The sequence below is a fragment of the Palleronia aestuarii genome (assembly GCF_003253995.1).
GTDB classification, from domain to species: Bacteria; Pseudomonadota; Alphaproteobacteria; order Rhodobacterales; family Rhodobacteraceae; genus Palleronia; species Palleronia aestuarii.
The window spans coordinates 1-19,338 of sequence record NZ_QKZL01000021.1 but is presented as its reverse complement, the minus strand read 5'-3'; the positions used below and the strand labels follow the sequence as shown (position 1 = coordinate 19,338).

18 protein-coding genes are annotated in these 19,338 nt (G+C 67.6%); 11 read left to right on the top strand and 7 right to left on the bottom strand.

Annotated elements, in window-relative coordinates:
• Positions 1-87: 87 nt before the first annotated feature.
• A complete protein-coding gene (locus LX81_RS16930; RefSeq protein ID WP_111538493.1) occupies positions 88-867 on the top strand; it encodes an SDR family NAD(P)-dependent oxidoreductase in 780 nt (259 codons plus the stop codon).
• Positions 864-2,030 carry a M20 family metallopeptidase gene (locus LX81_RS16925; RefSeq protein ID WP_111538492.1) on the top strand — a complete coding sequence of 389 codons (1,167 nt, stop codon included), beginning with the start codon at positions 864-866 and terminating at the stop codon, positions 2,028-2,030. The genes LX81_RS16930 and LX81_RS16925 overlap by 4 nt, the downstream gene beginning before the upstream one ends.
• 201 nt (positions 2,031-2,231) lie before the next feature.
• On the opposite strand, the gene LX81_RS16920 is transcribed toward LX81_RS16925, so the two are convergent.
• The 3 genes from LX81_RS16920 to LX81_RS16910 form a co-directional block, all read right to left on the bottom strand.
• Entirely contained in the window at positions 2,232-3,068 is an 837-nt protein-coding gene (locus LX81_RS16920) for a DeoR/GlpR family DNA-binding transcription regulator (protein ID WP_111538491.1), read from the bottom strand.
• 169 nt (positions 3,069-3,237) lie between these two features.
• Complete coding sequence (locus LX81_RS16915; protein ID WP_111538490.1) at positions 3,238-4,770, bottom strand: FGGY-family carbohydrate kinase; 1,533 nt, start codon at positions 4,768-4,770, stop codon at positions 3,238-3,240.
• On the bottom strand, positions 4,763-5,563 hold the full coding sequence (locus LX81_RS16910) for a BtpA/SgcQ family protein (protein WP_111538489.1): 801 nt from the start codon (positions 5,561-5,563) through the stop codon (positions 4,763-4,765). Before LX81_RS16910 ends, LX81_RS16915 begins: the two co-directional genes overlap by 8 nt.
• Positions 5,564-5,855: 292 nt before the next feature.
• On the opposite strand from LX81_RS16910, the gene LX81_RS16905 reads away from it, so the two are divergent.
• The 6 genes from LX81_RS16905 to LX81_RS16880 are packed head-to-tail and all read left to right on the top strand — an operon-like array spanning position 5,856 to position 12,372.
• Positions 5,856-6,671, top strand: a complete 816-nt coding sequence (locus LX81_RS16905; RefSeq protein WP_111538488.1) for a carbohydrate ABC transporter permease — start codon at positions 5,856-5,858, stop codon at positions 6,669-6,671.
• A 43-nt stretch (positions 6,672-6,714) separates the two neighbouring features.
• A complete protein-coding gene (locus LX81_RS16900; protein WP_111538487.1) occupies positions 6,715-7,992 on the top strand; it encodes an ABC transporter substrate-binding protein in 1,278 nt (425 codons plus the stop codon).
• A gap of 12 nt (positions 7,993-8,004) precedes the next feature.
• Positions 8,005-8,889 carry a carbohydrate ABC transporter permease gene (locus LX81_RS16895; protein ID WP_234822667.1) on the top strand — a complete coding sequence of 295 codons (885 nt, stop codon included), beginning with the start codon at positions 8,005-8,007 and terminating at the stop codon, positions 8,887-8,889.
• 13 nt (positions 8,890-8,902) lie between these two features.
• Positions 8,903-10,018 (top strand): ABC transporter ATP-binding protein, encoded by a 1,116-nt coding sequence (locus LX81_RS16890; protein ID WP_111538485.1) that lies wholly within the window; start codon positions 8,903-8,905, stop codon positions 10,016-10,018.
• A 3-nt stretch (positions 10,019-10,021) separates the two neighbouring features.
• Positions 10,022-11,005, top strand: a complete 984-nt coding sequence (locus tag LX81_RS16885; RefSeq protein WP_111538484.1) for a phosphotransferase enzyme family protein — start codon at positions 10,022-10,024, stop codon at positions 11,003-11,005.
• A 23-nt stretch (positions 11,006-11,028) separates the two neighbouring features.
• Entirely contained in the window at positions 11,029-12,372 is a 1,344-nt protein-coding gene (locus tag LX81_RS16880; protein ID WP_111538483.1) for an aspartate aminotransferase family protein, read from the top strand.
• 9 nt (positions 12,373-12,381) lie between these two features.
• Here the strand turns inward: LX81_RS16880 and LX81_RS16875 are convergent, their stop codons facing one another.
• The 4 genes from LX81_RS16875 to cysP all read right to left on the bottom strand — a co-directional run bounded on the left by LX81_RS16875 (position 12,382) and on the right by cysP (position 15,828).
• Positions 12,382-13,113 (bottom strand): ABC transporter ATP-binding protein, encoded by a 732-nt coding sequence (locus tag LX81_RS16875; protein WP_111538482.1) that lies wholly within the window; start codon positions 13,111-13,113, stop codon positions 12,382-12,384.
• Positions 13,110-13,913, bottom strand: coding sequence for a sulfate ABC transporter permease subunit CysW (cysW, locus tag LX81_RS16870; RefSeq protein ID WP_111538527.1), 804 nt, complete (start codon positions 13,911-13,913; stop codon positions 13,110-13,112). Before cysW ends, LX81_RS16875 begins: the two co-directional genes overlap by 4 nt.
• Positions 13,913-14,776: a sulfate ABC transporter permease subunit CysT gene (gene cysT, locus LX81_RS16865; protein WP_111538481.1), complete on the bottom strand. Its 864-nt coding sequence runs from the start codon at positions 14,774-14,776 to the stop codon at positions 13,913-13,915. Before cysT ends, cysW begins: the two co-directional genes overlap by 1 nt.
• A gap of 65 nt (positions 14,777-14,841) precedes the next feature.
• Positions 14,842-15,828, bottom strand: coding sequence for a thiosulfate ABC transporter substrate-binding protein CysP (gene cysP, locus LX81_RS16860; protein ID WP_111538480.1), 987 nt, complete (start codon positions 15,826-15,828; stop codon positions 14,842-14,844).
• Between the two features lie 506 nt (positions 15,829-16,334).
• On the opposite strand from cysP, the gene LX81_RS16855 reads away from it, so the two are divergent.
• The 3 genes from LX81_RS16855 to LX81_RS16845 form a co-directional block, all read left to right on the top strand.
• A complete protein-coding gene (locus LX81_RS16855) occupies positions 16,335-17,564 on the top strand; it encodes an ROK family protein (RefSeq protein ID WP_111538479.1) in 1,230 nt (409 codons plus the stop codon).
• A gap of 40 nt (positions 17,565-17,604) precedes the next feature.
• On the top strand, positions 17,605-18,945 hold the full coding sequence (locus LX81_RS16850; RefSeq protein WP_111538478.1) for an ABC transporter substrate-binding protein: 1,341 nt from the start codon (positions 17,605-17,607) through the stop codon (positions 18,943-18,945).
• Positions 18,946-19,103: 158 nt separating this feature from the next.
• The coding region (locus tag LX81_RS16845; RefSeq protein ID WP_211322801.1) for a transposase at positions 19,104-19,338 on the top strand (235 nt) is incomplete at its 3' end.

Below are 19,338 nucleotides of genomic sequence, written 5' to 3'. Positions count from 1 at the left end.
CATCGTCTCGACGATCACCGCAAACGCATTGTGGCGCTTTCTCGACCCGTTCGCGGTCGCGCCCGTGCGAGGACAGGAGCCTCTAGGATGAAGATCGGAACCGACCTCGCCGGGCGGCGGGCCATCGTCACCGGGGGCGCGAAGGGGATCGGCGCGGCGATCTCGGCCACGCTCGCGGAGCATGGCGTGACGCTCGCCATCGCCGATCTCGACGAGGCGGCCGCGCGGGAGACGGCCGGACGCCTCGGGCCGGACCATGTCGGGATCGGCATCGACGTGAGGACCCGCGAGAGCGTGGAGGCCGCCTTCGCCGCCGCGCGCGTTGCGCTCGGGGGATACGAGATCCTCTGCGCCAATGCCGGTGTCTCCACGATGAACCGGGCGGTCGACCTGACCGACGAGGAATGGGACTTCAATTTCGACGTCAACACGCGCGGCGTGTTCCTGACGAACCAGCTTGCGGCGCGTGATTTCCTCGCCGCGGGGCGGGGCGTCATCGTCAACACCGCGTCGCTCGCGGCGAAGGTCGGGGCGCCGTTCCTCGCCCATTACTCCGCCTCGAAATTCGCGGTCCTGGGCTGGACGCAGGCGCTCGCGCGCGAGCTCGCGCCCGAGGGGATCCGGGTGAACGCCGTCTGTCCCGGCTTCGTGCGGACGGGGATGCAGGACCGCGAGGTCGCCTGGGAGGCGGAGCTGCGCGGGATCGCGCCCGACGCGGTGATCGCGGACTACATCGCGCAGACGCCGCTCGGCCGGCTGGAGGAGCCGGAGGACATCGCCCGGCTCGTGGCCTTCCTCGCCTCCGACGCCTCGGGCTTCATGACGGGGCAGGGGATCAACGTCACGGGCGGGGTCTACACGACGTGACGGACGGAATCACCGAGGACGCCGTGCTGGAGCTTCTGCGGATCATCGTCTCCATCCCCTCGATCAACCCCGCCTTCCGGATGCCGGGCGACGATCCCGCGTCGTTCGGGGAGGCGGCGCTCGCACGCGCGCTCGGCGACTGGCTCGAGGCAAACGGGATCGCGGCGGAACTCGACGAGGTGACGGCGGGCCGTCCCAATCTCGTCGCGCGGATCGCGGGCCGGTCGGGCGGGCCCGCCATGCTCTGGGAGGGGCATCTCGACACCGTGCAGGTCACGGGTATGGAGGCACCCTTCGTGCCGCGCCTCGAGAATGGCCGGCTCCACGGACGGGGCGCGGTCGATGACGGGGGCTGCGTCGCCGCGTTCCTCCTCGCCCTTCGCGCCCTGTCCCGCGATCCGCCGCCCGGTGATGTCGAGTTCTGCGCGGCGATGGACGAGGAATACGCCTACAAGGGCGTACTCCATCACCTCGACCGTGGCGGGTCCTTCGCGCTGGGCGTCGCGGGCGAGCCCACGGAGCTGCAGGTGGTCCGCGCCTGCAAGGGCTGCGTCCGCTGGGAGGTCACGCTCGAGGGGCGGAGCGCCCATACCGCGCGGCCCGAGGAGGGGATGAGCGCCCTCGACGCAGGGCGGCGGCTCCTCGATCTCTACGACGCGGAGATGGCGACGCGGACGGGGACGCATTCGCTCCTCGGTCCCGCCACGCTGGTCACCACGGGGTTCGAGGCGGGAGAGGGGCCGAACACCGTCCCGTCGCGCGCCCGGCTCAGGTTCGACTACCGCTACCTGCCGTCCGAGACGGGCGCGGAGGTCTACAAAGCGTTTCGCGCGGTCGCGGAGGGACTAGCCGGAGCGCTGCCTGGCATCGCCGTCACGGTCGGGGCGCCGTTCGTCGATTCCTCCGCGATGGACGTGCCGGACGTGGCGTCGGTCGTCTCGCGGATGGCGGCGATCTGCCGGGAGAGGGGGCTTCCGGACGCGGCAATCGGCGTGCCCTTCGGCTCGGATGCGACGAAGATGGTGAACCTTTCCGCCATTCCCACGATCGTTTTCGGCCCCGGCCGCATCGAGGAGGCGCATTCCATCGACGAGTTCGTCGAGGTGGCGGATGTCGTGCTCGCCGCCCGGATGCTCGTCGATCTGGCGCGCGCGACCGGGTAGGTCGGTCCGGAACGCGGCGGGTCGCGTCGGATCCCGCCACTCGTCCGATCGAGGATGCGGACGACATCACGCCGGATATGATCGCCTCGACGTTCGCCCGCGAGGCCGCGCCGCTATCCTGTTCCAGTTCCGACGCGGTCTGGGGAACGTACTCCATGCTCTTGTCCTGATAAGAGAGGAGGGCCCGTCTTGCCCACGGCGTCAGGGCGCCTGTGGCCCGGGCGCGGCGTCTCCGCGTCCGGCTTCCGCGACCATCACCTGGACCTTGGCCGTGGCGAGGTCGGCGGCGAGCCCTCCGGTCGGTTTCCGGTCGGTCACGAGGATGTCGACCTCGTCGAGCGCCCCGACCTGCACCAGCGCCATCTCGTCGAATTTCGAGGAATCGGCCAGCACGACGCGGCGCGTGGCGCGGCCGATATAGGCGCGCTTGATCTCCGTATCCTCGATCGAATAGTCGAAAAGCCCGTTCGACGACAGCGACGAGACGCCGAGGAAGGCGATGTCGAACCAGAGCTTGCGCGCCTGCTCGATGGCGATCGGCCCCACGATCGACTTCTCGTGCGCCCTGAGCCGCCCGCCAAGCAGGTAGATCTCGGCGCGGGTGTCGAGGAGCGCGATCCTGAGATTGTTGGTGAAGACGAGGTTCTGCGCATCGGCCGCGAGGAGCTTTCCGAGCTCGTAGGTCGTCGTGCCCACGTCGAGGGCGGTGATCTGTCCGGGCTGGACCAGCGTCGCGGCAAGCTGCGCGATCCGGCGCTTGGCCTCCGCGTTGCTCTTCTGCCGTTCGCTGAAATAGGGCTCGTCGACGGGGCGGGGTTCGGCGCCGTGTGTCGCCACGGCGCCGCCATGGGTCCGTGTGATCCCGCCCTGCACTTCGAGCTCGGCCAGATCACGCCGGATGGTCATCTCGGAGACCTCGAACTGATCCGCGAGGTCGGCGGACGACATGAAGCCGTTGTCTCTGATGAGTTGTGCGATCCGGTCCTTGCGGACCCGTCCGATCAGCTTTCCCCTGCCTGCGGTCGAGATCTTCGTCATCACATCACGCCCTCTACAAGACGGACGGCCCGCCTGCCCGGGCTCCTGTCGTGCCGCCGGGAGGGCCGCGTTCCGTTACCGATCCTCGATCATTCGAACGAACTAGTACATTACAGCAAGAATCACGCAAAAGTATCCCCGATACCGCACAATCCCGCACCGTATGCGGTCAAAAAGGTTGATCGGTGGGTCCTGCCGCCGTTTCGCCTGCATAAAAGATGGGCTTCAGCGCGACGTAGAGCGCACGGAACGCCGCGTAGCGCGCGTCGTAGCTGCGCACCGCGCCGGGTTTGGGCGAGAAGGTCTCGCCATAGGTCACGAGCGCGCCGATCTCGTCCCAATCCGCCGCCCCCGACGCCACTGCCGCGACCCAGGCCGCCCCCGCGCAGGAGCCGTGATCGTTGCCCAGGACCTGGACGGGCCGCCCCGCCACGTCGGCCATGATCTGCATCCAGACCCGGCTCGCACTGCCGCCGTCCGAGGCGAAGAGGCGGACGGGACGATGCCCGATCTCGTCGAGCACCTCGAGATGGTGGCGGAACGCGTAGGCCACCGCCTCGAGCAGAGCGCGCCAGAGATGCCCGGTTCCGTGGTTGAACGACAGGCCCGTGAAGGTGCCGCGGGCCAGCGGATCGTGGATCGGCGTCTTCTCCCCGAGGAAATAGGGCAGGCAGAGCACGCCGTCGCTGCCCGGCGGGATCTCTCCCGCGAGTCGGTCGAGCCGTCGATGCGGTTTCTCGTCCCCCGCATCCGGTACGAGCAGGGCGGAGAACCAGTTGAGTGCGGAGCCCGTCGCGGCCATGCAGCCATTGGGCGCGTAGAGGTCCGGGACGAGGTGATAGTCGAGAAACATCCGCGGATCGGCCCGGACGCTGTCGGAGATCACGATGATGTCGCCCGCGCCGCCGAATTTCAGAAGCACGTCGCCCGGCGCCGTGAGCCCCGCGGCGAGGGCGGAGGCGATGTGGTCGGCCGCGCCTCCGAAGACCGTCAGCCCCTCGGGCAGTCCCGTGGCTTCCGCGGCGCTTGCCGTAACCGCACCGATCACGTCGTGGGACGCGTGGAGCGGCGGCACCGCCTCGACGGGCAATCCCGAAAGGGCCACGAGGTCTGCCGCGATCCGGTGATCGGCGAGATCGACGAACCCTGCCTCGAGCGCCCAGTTCCGCTCCACCCCACGGAGCCCCGTGAGGCGCAGGTTGATGAAATCGTAGGAGCCGAACACCGTCGCCACGCGCGCGAACACATCGGGCTCGTGGGCCGCGATCCAGCGTAGCTTGGCGGCGGCGAGCTGCTGATTGATGCCGTTGCCGGTCCGGGCGAGGAACGCCTCTTCCGCGACCTCGGCAGCGAGCTCGCGAACCTCCGCCCCGCAGCGCCCGTCGCTCTGCTGGATCGAGGGGCGCAGGATCTGGCCGTCCGCGTCGAGCAGCACGATGGCGGGCAGCATTCCCGTCACGCAGATGCCGTGGAGCGCGGCACCCTCGGGCAGCGCCGCCATCACCTCGCCGAGGACGGCGCAGGAATTGCGCCACCATTCCTCCGGATCCTCCTCCGCCCAGCCGGTGCGGGGCGCGCTCAGCGTCACCGGGCGGCTTGCCGTGGCCGCGATCTTCGCGGGCAGGGCCACGAGGGCCGCGATCGTGCTCGTCGTCCCGATGTCGAGACCGATGACATAGCCGGGAGGGGTGCCGTCAGCCAAGGCCGTCGACCACGTCCATGAAACGCTTCACCCGGTCGCCATCGACCTTGTTCCAGGTATCGCCGTCGACCTTGAAATGCGTCCCGATCACGCAGCCATCGGCGATCGAGAGCACTTCCTTCACGTTGTCGAGCTTCACGCCGGTATTGGCGAGGACGGGCGTGTTCGGCACCGCCTCGCGCACGTCCCGCAGATCGGAGGTCTCCGCCGATTGCCCGGTAAGGGGGCCAGAGACCAGGATCGCGTCCGCGAGCGAGGAGAAAACGGCGCTTTTCGCGCGAAGGGCGATCGGACGGGTATCGAGCGTCGCGGCGAATTCGGCGTTGATGTTGAAGAGGAGTTTCAGGTCGCCGCGGCCGAGATTGCGCCTTAGCCGCAGTGCCTCGCCCGCATTCGGCTCCCAAAGGCCCATGTCGGAGGCGAAGAGACCGGTGAAGATCTCCCGCGCGAAGCTCGCCCCCGTGGCGCTCGCCATGGCGACGGTGGCGACGGGGTCCCAGAGGTAGTTGACCCCGAACGGCACCTTCAGCATCGGCCGGATCGCCGTCACCACGGCCGTCATCGCGGCGAGCGAGGCGGGGCAGGCGCGAAGCTGGTAGGGGCGGTCGTTCTCGTTGCCGAACATGATGGCGTGCACGCCGCCGTCCTGGAGCTTCTCCACGTCCGCCGCGACATCGTCGATCAGCTTCGCCATGCCGCCATCCGCGTCGTAGAGCGGGGAGCCGGGCAGGGCGCCGATATGGGCCATGGCGATGACGCCCTTGGGGCGGGATCCGAAGAAATCGAGCGTCATGGTGTCATGCCTTCGTCATTTGGGTCCGACCGTGCCAGGCGATCCTAATATCTCATCGGTCGGGTTCGAAAGCCGCAGCGTCCGACCGGCCTCGAATTCCCTGCATGCGCATACCCGCGCTCGCAAAATGTCTTGCAGGGATCATACCGCACAAGAAAGAACAAAAACGCAAGTTGAAACCCGAAGCCATGTTGCAAGAACGCCGAAGCTGTGGAAGCGTCCGACGCACTATCAGGGGTTGGCGAGAGATGATGCGACGCGGTTCGGGCACGGGATCGACGGGAGGCCCCGAGTGAGGTCCGCCCGGGGTGCCGCGCTCCTGCGCCACCTGATCCTGGGCGGGTTCTCCGCTGTCATCGCAATGCCGCTTCTCTGGGTGCTCCGCGTCAGCCTGACCGACAAGGCCACCGCCTACCGACTTCCGCCCGAGATCGGGGAGATCGGCCTGCAGAACTATGTCGAGGTCTTCACCGCCTTCGACTTCACACGCTGGTTCGGCAATTCCGTGACCGTCGCGGTCCTCGCCACGCTCGTCTCGCTGCCCGCGGCCGCGATGATGGCCTATGCGGCGGCGCGCTTCCGCACCGGGGGATGGCCGCTGATGCTCGGCGTGCTGGCAAGCCAGATGATCCCGCCGATCGTGCTCGTGCTGCCGATGTTCCTCGTCTTCACCACGCTCGTGCCGGTTCCGGGGCTCGTCGCGATCACCATCGCGCATGTCGCCATCAACCTTCCGTTCATGGCCTGGATCATGGCGAGCTTCTTCGACGCCGATACGCGGATGCTGGAGGAGGCGGCGCGCTGCGACGGGGCGACCCGGTGGCAGGCCTTCACCCGCATCACGGTCCCCGTCGCGATGCCCGGCATCATCGCCGCGGGCCTTCTGGGCTTCATCCTGAGCTGGAACGAGTTTCTCTATGCGCTCCTTCTCGGCAACCATTCGAGCCAGACGCTGGCCGTGGGGCTCGCCTCGCTCGAGACCCATGCCGGGGTCAACATCGCGCCGCTCGCCGCCGCCACCCTTCTGGCACTCGCCCCGGTCCTGCTGCTGCTGCCGTTCCTGCAGACCTACCTCGTCAAGGGTCTGTCACTCGGTGCCCTGAAATGAGCCGGCGCCAAGACCGGCCGTCCCGCCAACACGGAGATACGACATGAGACCGCATATCCTGATCCCCTTCGGCGCGTTCGCGATGGGCGCGGGCGCCGTCCAGGCCCAGAGCATCAACATCCTGATGGAGGCGGTCCCCGACACGACCTACGTCCAGGAACTGCTTCCGGAATTCGAGGAGGCGACTGGCATCGACGTCAATCTCGAGGTCGTCAACTACGCGGAGATGCACACCAAGCTCGTGCCGCAACTCGTCTCGAATTCGGGCAGCTACTCTGCGATCGTGGTCGATTTCTACTGGGTGGGCGAGTTCTACCGCGCGGGCTGGATGCAGCCGCTCGACGACCGGATCGAGGCCGACGGGTTCGACACCTCCGTCTACGTCCCCGCGATGATGGATCTCGTCGGGGAGGTGGAGGGCACGACCTACATGCTGCCCTTCTACAATTACGCGATGGGGCTCCTCTACCGCACCGATCTTCTGGAGGACGAGGCCAACCGCACGGCCTGGAAGGAAGAGCACGGATCGGAGCTCCGCCCGCCCGAGACATGGGACGAGTATCGCGACCAAGTGGCGTTCTTCACGAAGGACGGGATCTACGGCGTCGTCAACCAGGGGCTCCGTCCCGACCCGATCGCGATGGAGTGGTCGAACTACCTCTTCGCGCATGGCGGCACGTTCATGGACGAAACCTGGCACGCGACCTTCAATTCCGACGAAGGCGTGGCCGCGCTCAAGGCTTACATCGCAAATATCGATCAATACGGCCCCGTCGGCGCGGCGAGCTTCTCCTTCGACGAGGCGTTCAACGTGTTCTCGCAAGGCCAGGCCTACAGCTACATTACCTACAACTTCTTCCGCGCCGCGGTGGACGATCCGAGCCAGTCCTCCGTTGCGGGCGCGGCGGAGATCATGGGCGTGCCGGGCCCGACGCCCGGGGAGGGCGGCTCGCTCAACGGTGCCTGGGGCTGGGCGATCCCGCGCTCCTCTCCCGACCCGGACGCGGCCTGGGAATTCCTGAAATGGGTCGAGAGCCCCGAGATCGCCAAGCGCCGCGCGTTGATGGGCGGCTCGCCCACCCGGCTCGACGTGTTCGATGACGCGGAGGTCATCGCCGAATATCCGCAGACCGAGGCGTTGAAGGAGCTTCTCCTGGGCGCGCACAACTTCCCCACCTTCACCTACACGCCGCAATTCGTGGAGGTGCTGGGCCGCGAGCTCTCGCTCGCCGTCGCGGGCGAGAAATCGGCCCGGGAAGCGCTCGACGCGGCGGCGGAGGAATTCGATGCGCTCGCCGAGCGCGACGGACGCCGGGGCTGATCCTGCGAGGTGGTGCACGCCACACATATGGAGCGGCGGGACCGGCGCTTCGGCTGGATGCTGAGCGCGCCGGGCCTGTTGCTTCTCGGGGCGGTGGTCCTTTTTCCGATCGTCTGGGCCGGGCTCACCTCTTTCTTCGACTACACGCTCCTGATGCCGGGCTACGACAGCTTCGTGGGGATCGGGAACTACCGCATGGCGGCGGGGCAGGGGGAATTTCTCCATTCCGCCTGGATCACGCTCCTCTTCGTGGTGGCCGTGGTCGCGATCCAGTTCGTCATCGGCATGGTCGTGGCACTCGCGCTCAACGATGCGCGGCGCGGCAAGAGCGTCTATTACCTCATCCTCCTCTGTCCGCTCCTCATCAATCCGGTCGTCGTGGGTCTCATGTGGCGGATGATCCTGCACCCGACGCTCGGCATCGTGAACTGGCTCCTGGGCACGGTCGGGATCGCGCCGGTCAACTGGCTGGGCGCGCCCGACATGGCGTTCTGGACGGTCGTGCTCGTCGACATCTGGCACCAGGTCTCGTTCATGGTCGTGCTGCTCCTCGCGGGGCTGAGCGCCCTGCCGACGGAGCCCTACGAGGCGGCGAGATGCGACGGCGCGACGGCGTTCCAGCGGTTCTGGCACATCACGCTGCCGCTGATGCGGCCCGTCATCATCGTCACGCTGCTCATCCGCATGATCTTCGCGATCAAGACCTACGACATCATCTACATCATGACCCGCGGCGGGCCGGGGGTCGCGACCGACCTGATCAGCTATTTCATCTACCGCCGCGCCTTCGTGAGCCTCGATCTGGGCCAGGCCTGCGCGATGGCCGTCATGCTGCTCGTCGTGATCGCCGGGATGACGGCGATGCTGTGGCGCGCGATGCGGCAGGTCGGAGAATGAGGAACGGATCCCCATGGCCTCCATCGAACTGAGATCCGTCTCCCGCATCTTCGGCGCGGGCGCGCAGGCCATCCGCGCGGTGGACCGGATCGACCTCCGTGTCGAGGATGGCGAGTTCATGATCTTCCTCGGCCCCTCGGGCTGCGGCAAGTCCACGACGCTGCGCATGATCGCGGGGCTCGAGCCGGTCTCCGAGGGGGAGCTGCTGATCGACGGGGTGCGGGTGAACGATATCGATCCCGCGGAGCGCGACCTCGCCATCGTGTTCCAGAACTACGCCCTCTACCCCCACATGTCGGTGCGCAAGAACATGGCCTTCGGGCTGAAGCTCCGCGGCATGGCGGAGGCCGAGATCGGGTCGCGCATCGCGCGCGTGGCCGAGACGCTCGGCGTTGAGGCGCTTCTCGACCGCCGGCCCGCGCAGCTCTCGGGCGGGCAGCGCCAGCGCGTGGCGCTGGGCCGCGCGCTCGTGCGCGAGCCGCGCGCCTTCCTGCTCGACGAGCCGCTCTCCAATCTCGACGCGAAACTCCGCTCCGTCATGCGCACCGAGCTCATCAAGCTGCACCGCACGCTCGGGACGACCATGATCCACGTCACCCACGATCAGGTGGAAGCGATGACGATGGGCACTCGCATCTGCATCATGCGGGGCGGCGAGATCGTGCAGGTCGGCCGGCCGCAGGACGTCTATCGCGAGCCGGTCGACACCTTCGTCGCGGGCTTTCTCGCCACGCCGCCGATGAACCTGCTCCCCGCCCGCCTCGACGTGGCCGACGGCGCGCTGCGGCTCCGCATAGAGGGTCAGGAGATCGCCCTGCCGCTGGCCTCCCGGCCCGGCTGGGCGCGCCATGCGGGCCGGGACGTGATCCTGGGCCTCCGGCCGGAGGATCTGCACGAGGCGCCGGTGGGTGCCGCGACCGCCGCGCTCGACTGCACTATCGAGACGGTGGAGGCGCTGGGCCCCGAGACGATCCTGACCCTGCGGCTGGGCCGAGACGGCACGGAGCTTGCCGCCCGCCTGCCGCCCGAGGGGGATTGGCGGATCGGCGCGGCCCTTCGCCTTCACGCCGATACAAGCAAGCTCCACCTTTTCGATCCCGAGACCACCCGCAGCATTCCCGGAAACTGATCCATGCTCTACGACGATGCCTTCCTTGCCCTTCTCTCGGATGGCGTGCGCCGCGTCCTGCCGGAATGGGGCCTTCCCCCCGACACGCCCTTGCGGCTCCTTACCGTGTCGGAGAACGCCACCTATCTCGCGGAGCCGCCTTCGGGGACGATCGCGCTCCGCGTGCAGCGCCCGGGCTACAATACCGAAGCCGCGATCCGGTCCGAGCTCGACTGGCTCGCGGCACTTCGTAGCGACGAGGTGGTCCGCGCGGCGGCGCCCATCCCGCTGGAGCGTGGCGGGTTTCTCGCCCGGTTCGATGCGGGCGGCGTGGAGATGCTCGTCGCGGCCTTCGAGTTTTTGCCCGGCGCACCGCCCGACGAGGTGGGCGACCTGACGGCCTGGTTCGACCAGCTGGGCGAGATGACGGGTCGCATGCATCACCACGCCCGCACGTGGCCGAAACCTCAGGGCTTCACCCGGCGGACCTGGGATTGGGAGCACTGCATCGGCCCCGAGGCCGATTGGGGCGATTGGCGCGCGGGCCGCGACCTCGACGCGGCGGGGCTCGCCGTGATCGGGCGCGCGGTGGACGCGCTCCGCGCCGAGACCCAAGCCTTCGGCCGGAGCGCGCAGACCTGGGGCCTGATCCACGCCGATATGCGCCCCGGCAACCTGATCGCGCACGAGGATCGGCTTGCCGTCATCGATTTCGACGATTGCGGCTGGAGCTGGTTCATGCTCGATTTCGCGGCCTCGGTGAGCCTCATGGAATGCGATCCGCGATACGACGCGTTCCTCGGAAACTGGCTTGAAGGGTACCGCCGTGCGACCCCGCTCTCGGCCGCGAATGAGGCGATGATCCCGAGTTTCGTCATGATCCGCCGCATCCAGCTCACCGCCTGGGCGGTCAGCCACGCGGAGACCCCCTTCGGCCAGCGCGTCGACCGCGCCTTCGCCGAGGACACCGTCGCCCTGGCCGAACGCTATCTCACCCACCACGCCTGACCGCTCCCGGAAGGACGCCCCAGATGCCCGAAATCAGCGAAGTCATGGAGCTCAACCGCTACAGGGAGGGCGAGGTCACCGACGACCCCGGCCTCGTCCGGGCGCTCGCGCGGAGGAAGGCCAGTTTCGGCGCGGCCTCCGTCCTCTTCTACGACCGGCCGATCCGCATGGCGCGTGCGGAGGGCGCGTGGATGTACGACGCGGAGGATCGCCCCTATCTCGACCTCTACAACAACGTCCCCTGCATCGGTCATTCGCATCCCGCCGTTGCGGAGGCCATCGCCAGGCAGGCCGGGGTGCTCAACACCAACACCCGCTACCTCGTCGACATCGTCCACGATTACGCGGAGCGGCTTCTGAGCGAGTTTCCGGGCGATCTGTCGAACGTCGTGCTGACCTGCACCGGATCGGAGAGCAACGACCTCGCGCTCAGGATGGCGGAGGCGATGACGGGCAGACGCGGCGTGATCGTCACCGAGTTCGCCTATCATGGCAATTCGGCTTCCACGACGGCCATCTCTCCCGGATCGCGCCCCGACCGCTCCGTGCCCGACCATATCCGCACCGTCCCCCCGCCCGAGGCGTTCCGGAGCGGCGACGCCGATCCCGGTGCCACGTTCGCGGGCGCCGTCCGCGCCGCCATCGCGGATCTGGAGGCGGCGGGACACGGGATCTCCTGCCTCGTCGTCGACACGATCTTCTCGAGCGACGGCGTCTATTGCGCACCGCCCGGTCTCATTGCGGCCGCCGTCGCGGCGGTGCAGGACGCGGGCGGGCTTTTCATCGCCGACGAGGTGCAGCCGGGCTTCGGTCGCACGGGAACGGGAATGTGGGGCTACAAGATGCACGCCGTCCGGCCAGACATGGTCACGATGGGCAAACCCATGGGCAACGGGTTCCCGATGTCGGGCATCGTCGCCCGGCCCGACATCGTCGACCGTTTCTCCGCGCAGGGATCGGGCTACTTCAACACGTTCGGCGGTAATCCCCTGGCGGCCGCGGCGGGGCTCGCGGTGCTCGAGACCATTCATGGGGAGGGGCTGATGGAGAATGCGCGGGCAATGGGCGAGCATCTCCGGGCGGGGCTCCGCGGGCTTCAGGGCGAGGGCTCCATCATCGGCGACGTGCGCGGTGCGGGGCTCTTCATCGGCGTGGAGATCAGCGTGCCCGGCACGCGGGAGCCCGATGCGGCGGCGGCGAGCGCGCTCATCAACGGGCTTCGGAGCCGCGGCGTCATGGTAGGCGCGACGGGGCCCTACGGCAACGTACTGAAGATCCGTCCGCCGCTGTGCTTCACCGCGTCAGATGCGGCCTTCTTCCTTTCCGCAACGGAAGAGGTCGCAGGATCGCTCGGAAAGGCGGCCTGAGTTCGGCGGTCAGCCCGCCCCGGCCTTGAGAAAGTCGCGGACGAACGGGCTCGCCGGCGCGTCGCGAAGCTCGCGTTCCGTACCGATCTGTTCGATCCGGCCCGTATTCATCACCGCCACGCGATCGGCGATGGCGAAGGCCTCCGTCTGGTCGTGGGTGACGAGGATCGCGGCGACCCCCACCTTGCGCTGCAACTCCCGCACGGAGCCGCGCAGGGACTGGCGCACCTGCGCGTCGAGCGCGGAGAAGGGCTCGTCGAGGAGGAGGAGCTTCGGGGAGATCGCGAGTGCGCGCGCCATCGCCACCCGCTGGCGCTGTCCGCCCGAAAGCTGCGCGGGATAGCGCGCGCCGAGATCGCCCATCTCGATCAGGTCGAGAAGTTCGCGCACCCGCGCGTCGCGCTCGGCCTTGGGCGGTCGCTCCGCCCGGGGCAGGACGCGCAGCCCGAAATCGACGTTCTGCGCCACGCTCATGTGCCGGAAGAGCGCGTAGGACTGGAACACCATCCCGAACCGCCGCGCCCCCGCGTGCCGGTCGGTGATGTCCTCGCCGTCGAGGACGAGCCGCCCGCGATCGGGCCGCGTGAGCCCCGCGACGACGTTCAGGAGCGTCGTCTTGCCCGAGCCCGAGGGGCCGAGGAGTGCGAGGAATTCCCCTTCGTGCATGGCGAGCGACACGTCGTCGAGCACCGCCTCCGCGCCGTCGAAGGATTTCGAGACATTCGCGATCTCGAGGCTCATGGCGTGGCTCCCCGGGCGGGCTGGATGGCATCGACGATCCCGCGCAGCACCAGCGTGACCAGCGCGAGGAGCGCCAGCACCGTCGCGGCGGCGAAGGCGGCCGTCGTGTTGTAATCGTTGTAGAGAAGCTCGATCTGCAGCGGCAGCGTCATCGTCTGCCCCCGGATCGCGCCCGACACGACGCTGACCGCGCCGAATTCCCCGATCGCCCGCGCGGTGGCGAGGATCGCGCCGTAGACGAGCGGCCAGGTGATGTTCGGAAGCGTCACCAGCCGGAAGACCTGCCAGCCCGACGCGCCGAGCGTGAGCGCCGCATGCTCCTCGTCCTCGCCCGAAACCGAAAGCGCCGGCAGCACCTCGCGCATCACGAAGGGGCAGGTGACGAAGAGCGAGACGAGCACGATACCCGTCAGGTTGAACATGAGCTGGATACCCAGCGGCTGCAACGCGCCCCCCACGGGGCCATAGGCGCCGTAGACGAGTAGGAAGCACAGCCCCGCGATGATCGGCGAGATCGCGAAGGGCACCTCGATGAGGACGAGAAGCGCGCGGCGGCCGGGAAACCGGAACCGCGCGATGGCCCAGGCGGCGGCGAGGCCGAACACGATGTTGACCGGCACCACGATGAGCGCGGTCAGCACCGTGAGCCGGATCGCGGCCAGCGTCTCGGGCTCGGTCACCGCGGCGATCCAGGCGCCGGGTCCGTCCGCGAAGGCGCGGGTGAAGATCGCGGCCACCGGCAGCACGATGAAGAGGACGGAGAAGGCTAGGGCCAGGGCGATGAGAACGGCGCGGGCCATCATGCGCCCCCGTCGAGACGGCGGTAGATCCGCGTCTGCGCCACGTTGATCGCCACGAGCAGGATCAGCGACAGGCCCAGAAGCGTGCCCGCGATCGCGGAGGCGGCGGGATAGTCGAACTCGTCCAGCCGGATCCGCACAAGAAGGGAGGCGACCTCGGTCTCGAAGGGGCGGTTGCCGGCGATGAAGATCACCGCGCCGAACTCGCCCAGCGAACGCACGAAGCTGAGCCCCGTGCCCGTGAGGATGCCGGGGAGGAGCTGCGGCATCGTCACGCGCAGGAAAGTCTGCGCGGGCGACGCGCCGAGCGTCCGCGCCGCCGCCTCCTCGTCCGGATCGAGCTCCTCGATCAGCGGCTGGATGGCACGCACGGCGAAGGGGATAGAGGTGAAGGTCATGGCGATGACGATTCCCGTCCAGGCATAGGCGACCTGGAGCCCGAGGGGTTCGAGGAGCGAGCCGATCCAGCCGTTCTCCGAATAGAGCGCGACGAGCGCGATCCCCGCGACGGAGGTGGGCAGCGCGAAGGGCAGGTCCACGAGCGCGTCGAGGGCGGCCCGCCCGCGGAAGCGGTAGCGCACGATCACCCAGGCGAGGATCAGCCCGAAGGTCCCGTTGACGAGGGTCGCCGCCGCCGCCGCTGTGATCGTGATGCGCAGGGCCGCGAGCGTCCTGGGATCGCTCACGATGAAGAGGTAATCGGACGGTCCGAGTTGCGCGAGCTGCCAGAAGAGTCCGGCGAGCGGAACGAGCACGATCAGCGTGACGAAGGTCACCGTGATCCCGAGCGACAGCCCGAGGCCCGGCAGCGGCGAGCGCCGTCGGCGCGAGAGCGCCCCGATCGTGGTCTGTAACGCGGGCATGGATTGGGCCTCTGGGCATCCGCGCGCGCAAAACCGACGCGCGCGGGCCGCTCATAAGGAGTTTTCTAGTTACGAAGCAACTGGTCGTAGCTGCCACCCGACGCGAAATGCGCTTCCTGCGCCTCCGCCCAGGAGCCGAACTCCTCCTCCACGGTGAAGAGCTCCACCTCGGGGAAGCGGTCGGCATTCGCCTCCATGACGCTCTCGTCGTTCACGCGGTTGTTGAAGGACGCGACGATCTCCTGCCCCTCGGTCGTGTAGAGGAAATCGAGATAGGCGCGGGCGATCTCTTCCGTGCCGCGGTTCTCGGCGACCCGGTCGACGATGGCCACGGGGAATTCGGCCAGGAGCGATTGCGCGGGCACCACGACCTCGTAGCCCGGCGTCTCCTCCGAGATGTTGAGCGTCTCGGCTTCGAAGGTGATGAGCACGTCGCCGATGCCACGCTCGACGAAGGTGGTGGTCGCACCCCGTCCGCCGGTGTCGAAGACCTCCACGTTGCCGATGAAGTCCCGCATGTAGGACTGCACCTCCTCCTCGTTGCCGTCGAACTCCTCCTCGGCCCAGGCCAGGGCGGCGAGATAGGTGTAGCGACCGTTGCCGGAGGTCTTGGGGTTCGGGAAGATCACCGACACGCCGTCGCGCGCCAGATCGGCCCAGCCCTCGACGCCTTGCGGATTGCCCTCCCGCACCATGAAGGCGGGCAGGGAATAGTAGGGGGAGGCGTTGTTGGGGAACCGATCCTGCCAATCCTCCGCGACGAAGCCGTTCTCGGCGAGGATGTTCACGTCCGTCACCTGGTTGAAGGTGACGAGATCGGCCTGCAGCCCTTGCAGGATCGCACGCGCCTGCGTGGAGGAGCCGGCATGGCTCTGGTTGATCGTGAGCTCTCCCTCGCCGTCCCATTGCTCAAGGAAGGCGGGGTTGATCGCGGCGTAGAGTTCCCGCGCGATGTCGTAGGAGACGTTCAGGATCTCCGTCTGCTGCGCCTGGGCGTGTCCTGCGGCGAGGCCGGTCGCCATCGTGGCGGCCAGGGCGAGGTGGCGGTACATTCGTGCCTCCAGTGGGTTCGGATGGGTTTGTTCCCCATCTGCACGATGTCCGGGGCGAGACAAGTCCGGCCTCCAGCGAAAAGGACGATGGCTCTGCAATCGCCCGCTTGTCTGGCATGGGCGTTCGCGTCGGGGCGCCATTCGCGAAACGGCAGGCATCCCAGGACCGCGGAGGCGCCCGGTAGGCCCGGGGGTGGACGATACCCGTTCGACCGGACTCCAGACCGATTGGTCGTCAAAGTTGGAACGGTCCGATTGGCCAGCCCGCCGACATGGAGAACGCCAGCGGGCAGCCTTGATCAGATCGATAGGTCCTGAACCAAAGGCGCATGCGCTTCTCGTAGCCCCGTCATTCCGGTCTGCCTGACTGTGCCAAGGCTTCGGGCGTGCTGCACATGAGGGGCAGATCACCGACGTGGAACGGCGCGACCGGCGTAAGGCGCGCATCGCATCACCCTTGACATAACTCGGTTAGTAAGTTTCATGAATTAACCAACTGGGAGGAATTGGTCCTGAAGACGACGACCGGTCAGATCGTTTCGGCGCTCGACACTGCCGACAGCCTCTCGCGGCATGAACTCGCGCGGCGCACCGGCCTCACGCGCGCGACGGTCACGAATATCGTTCGTCCCCTTCTTGGTTGCGGCTTTCTCTACGAGACAGGGTCGGCATCGGCGTCGAGACGTGGGGGGCCGCGGCCGACCCCACTCAGGATCAGGGCGTCGGCATTGCAATTCGCCGGCCTGGACATTCGGCGAGAGAAGATATCGGCCTGCCTCGTCGACCTCCGTGGGGAAATGACCGCCTTCGACACGCGCGAGCTCAGCATCGGCGCGTCGCGCGGTGACGTGCTGTCAGCGATCGATGCCCTTCTGGTCGAGTTGATGGGTGCCGCCGTCTCGCCCGTGACCGCGCTCGGCGTGGGATCGGTCGGTCCGGTCGTCGGGGACGAGGGCGTGATCCAGTCGATCCATTTCCCGGCCCTGCGGGGCTTCGACATCGCGGGATATCTCGAACGGGTTCACGGCATCCCGGTCACGATCCAGACCGGTGCCGTCGCCGCGGCCTACGGCGAAGAGCGGATTGCCCGGCGCCAGCAACGGCCTGCGACCTCCGTGGCCTTCGTCGTGATCGACTATGCCGGGATCGGGCTCGGCCTGATCTCCGGTGGAGAGGGCTGGATCACCGATCATGGCGGGGTGGGCGAACTCGGCCATCTCTCGATCGATCGCGCAGGACGCGCATGCGAATGCGGGCGCAGGGGATGCCTGCTGCAATACTCATCCGGGCGGGCCGTGCTGCAGGCGCTCGGACGTCTGGATGGCGACGACGGGGCCGCTTTCGCCCGCGTCGCGCGCAATGCGGATGCCGGAGACGAAGCCGCGCAGGCTGCCCTGATCGAGGCCGGTGACCATCTCGCGCACGGAATCGTCGATGCGGACAGCCTTCTTCGGCCGGGTCGCATCGTCCTTGGCAGTTCCCATCCGCGAATGGCCGACTGGTATCTCCAGGGGGTCAGGCGGCATCTCGACGGCCTTCCCGACCGAGAGGGTGGGCGGGCACTGCGTGATCGATTGTACCTGTCTGAACTCGGCACCGCGGCGATCTGCTACGGTGCAGCCAATCGCGAACTCAAGGCATTTCTCGACGCCCCCGACGCGCATGTGAAGCGGCTCGGGGCGTCGTCGGCCGACGCATGGTCAGCCGCGGAGGGAGACAGATCCACGGCCACCTGATGCGGGTGAGCCGACGTTTCGGACATGGGAGGAGGAAACGATGAGAAATCCATTGAAATTCGGTGCGGCCTCGGCCGCGCTCTTGATCGGGTCGGTTGCTGGGGCGACAGCCCAGGATGCCGACATGCGGCAATTCGAGGGCACAGAGCTCGACATGCTCTACGCCGAGATCTCGTTCATACCGGGATTGCGCGAACTGCTGCCGGACTTCGAAGAGATGACCGGCATCACCGTCAATATCGAGACGTTGTCCGAGGGGGCGGCGCGCCAGAAGGCGCAGATCGAGTCCGCAACGGGAAGCGGGGCCTTCGACATCGTCGGCATCCAGAGCGGCAACCTGCCCCTCTACGCCGAGAACGGCTGGGTGGTGCCGGTCGAGGATTACTTCGAGAGCGAATTCGCCGATCCCGAACAACTTGCGCTCGACGATTTCATCCCCTCGACGCTTCAGGCGATGTCCTATGACGACACGCAATATTGCCTGCCGTTCTTCGCGGCGACGGTGATCCTCTATTATCAGATCGACAAGTTCGAAGAGGCCGGCATCACGGAGCCGCCCTCGACGTTCGACGAGCTGCTAGAGGTGGCGGGGAAGGTCGGCACGCCGGACGTGCCCGCGCTCGCGCTGCGCGGCAGCCCGCCGTCGACGGCGGGCAATATCTGGATCTTCAACGTCTTCATGCTGGGCGAGGGCGGGAAGTATTTCGCGGATTTCCCCGATGACATGACCCCGACGGTCGACACGCCGGAGGTCCAGAAGGCGCTCGAGCTCTTCACGACGCTGAAGCAGGATTACACGCCGGACGGTTCGGTGAACTTCGTCTTCGACGATGTCGTCACCGCGATGCAACAGGGCAACGTCGTCATGGCGATCGAGGGCGCGCCGCTTGCGGGCCGGATTCTCGACCCCGAGCAATCGCGGGTCGCCGGCAATCTCGGTTTCGCGGTCGTACCGGGCGGCCCGGCCGGGCCGAAACCGGCCTTCGCCGCGCATGGTCTCTGCATCTCGGCGAGCTCGGACAATCCCGAAGCGGCGTACATGTTCCTCGAATGGGCGCTGAGCCAGAAGACCATGATCGAGGTCTCGCAGAACTCCACATATCTCGCGACGCCGCGGACCTCGATCTGGGAGAACGAGACCTTCAACGAGAAGTACAATTTCGACTATGGCGGCGGATCGTTCCTCGATGCCTATCAGTCGAGCCTCGAAGTGGCGCCGCCGGATTACTATCCGCCGACCCCGATCTGGCAACTCGTGAGCGACCGTATGGGCCAGGCGGTCCAGTCGGTCGAGATCGGCCAGTCGAGCGCCGCCGAGGCCCTTGCCGATGCGCAGGAAGGCATCACCGAGATCCTGGAAGACGAAGGGTATCTCCCGTGACGACCCGGAAAGATGGCGCGCCGACGGCGCGTCGTCCCTTCGACATCGGGTGGGACAGATGACCGATCAAGCCATGGCGCCGAAGATCGACAAGGGGCCTTGTTGCAGAAAGCCTGCGTGGGATTCACATCGTGAGTCCAGCGACATAGCTGTCCGGCATGTCCAAGCCTGCGCCCACCCGTTGCCGCACCCTGAACGGGTCGAGTTACAACGCGTCGCTGCGTGAGCGCGGGTCTCTGACGGTCTGGTTCGACCCGGGCATGGCTTGGCACGCGGCGCCTTCGGGCAAGCAGGGGCGGCAGCAAACCTTCTCGGACGCGGCGATCCAAGCGTGCCTGACCATCAAGGTGCTGTTCGGCCTGCCGCTTCGCCAGACAACGGGCTTCGTGGCGA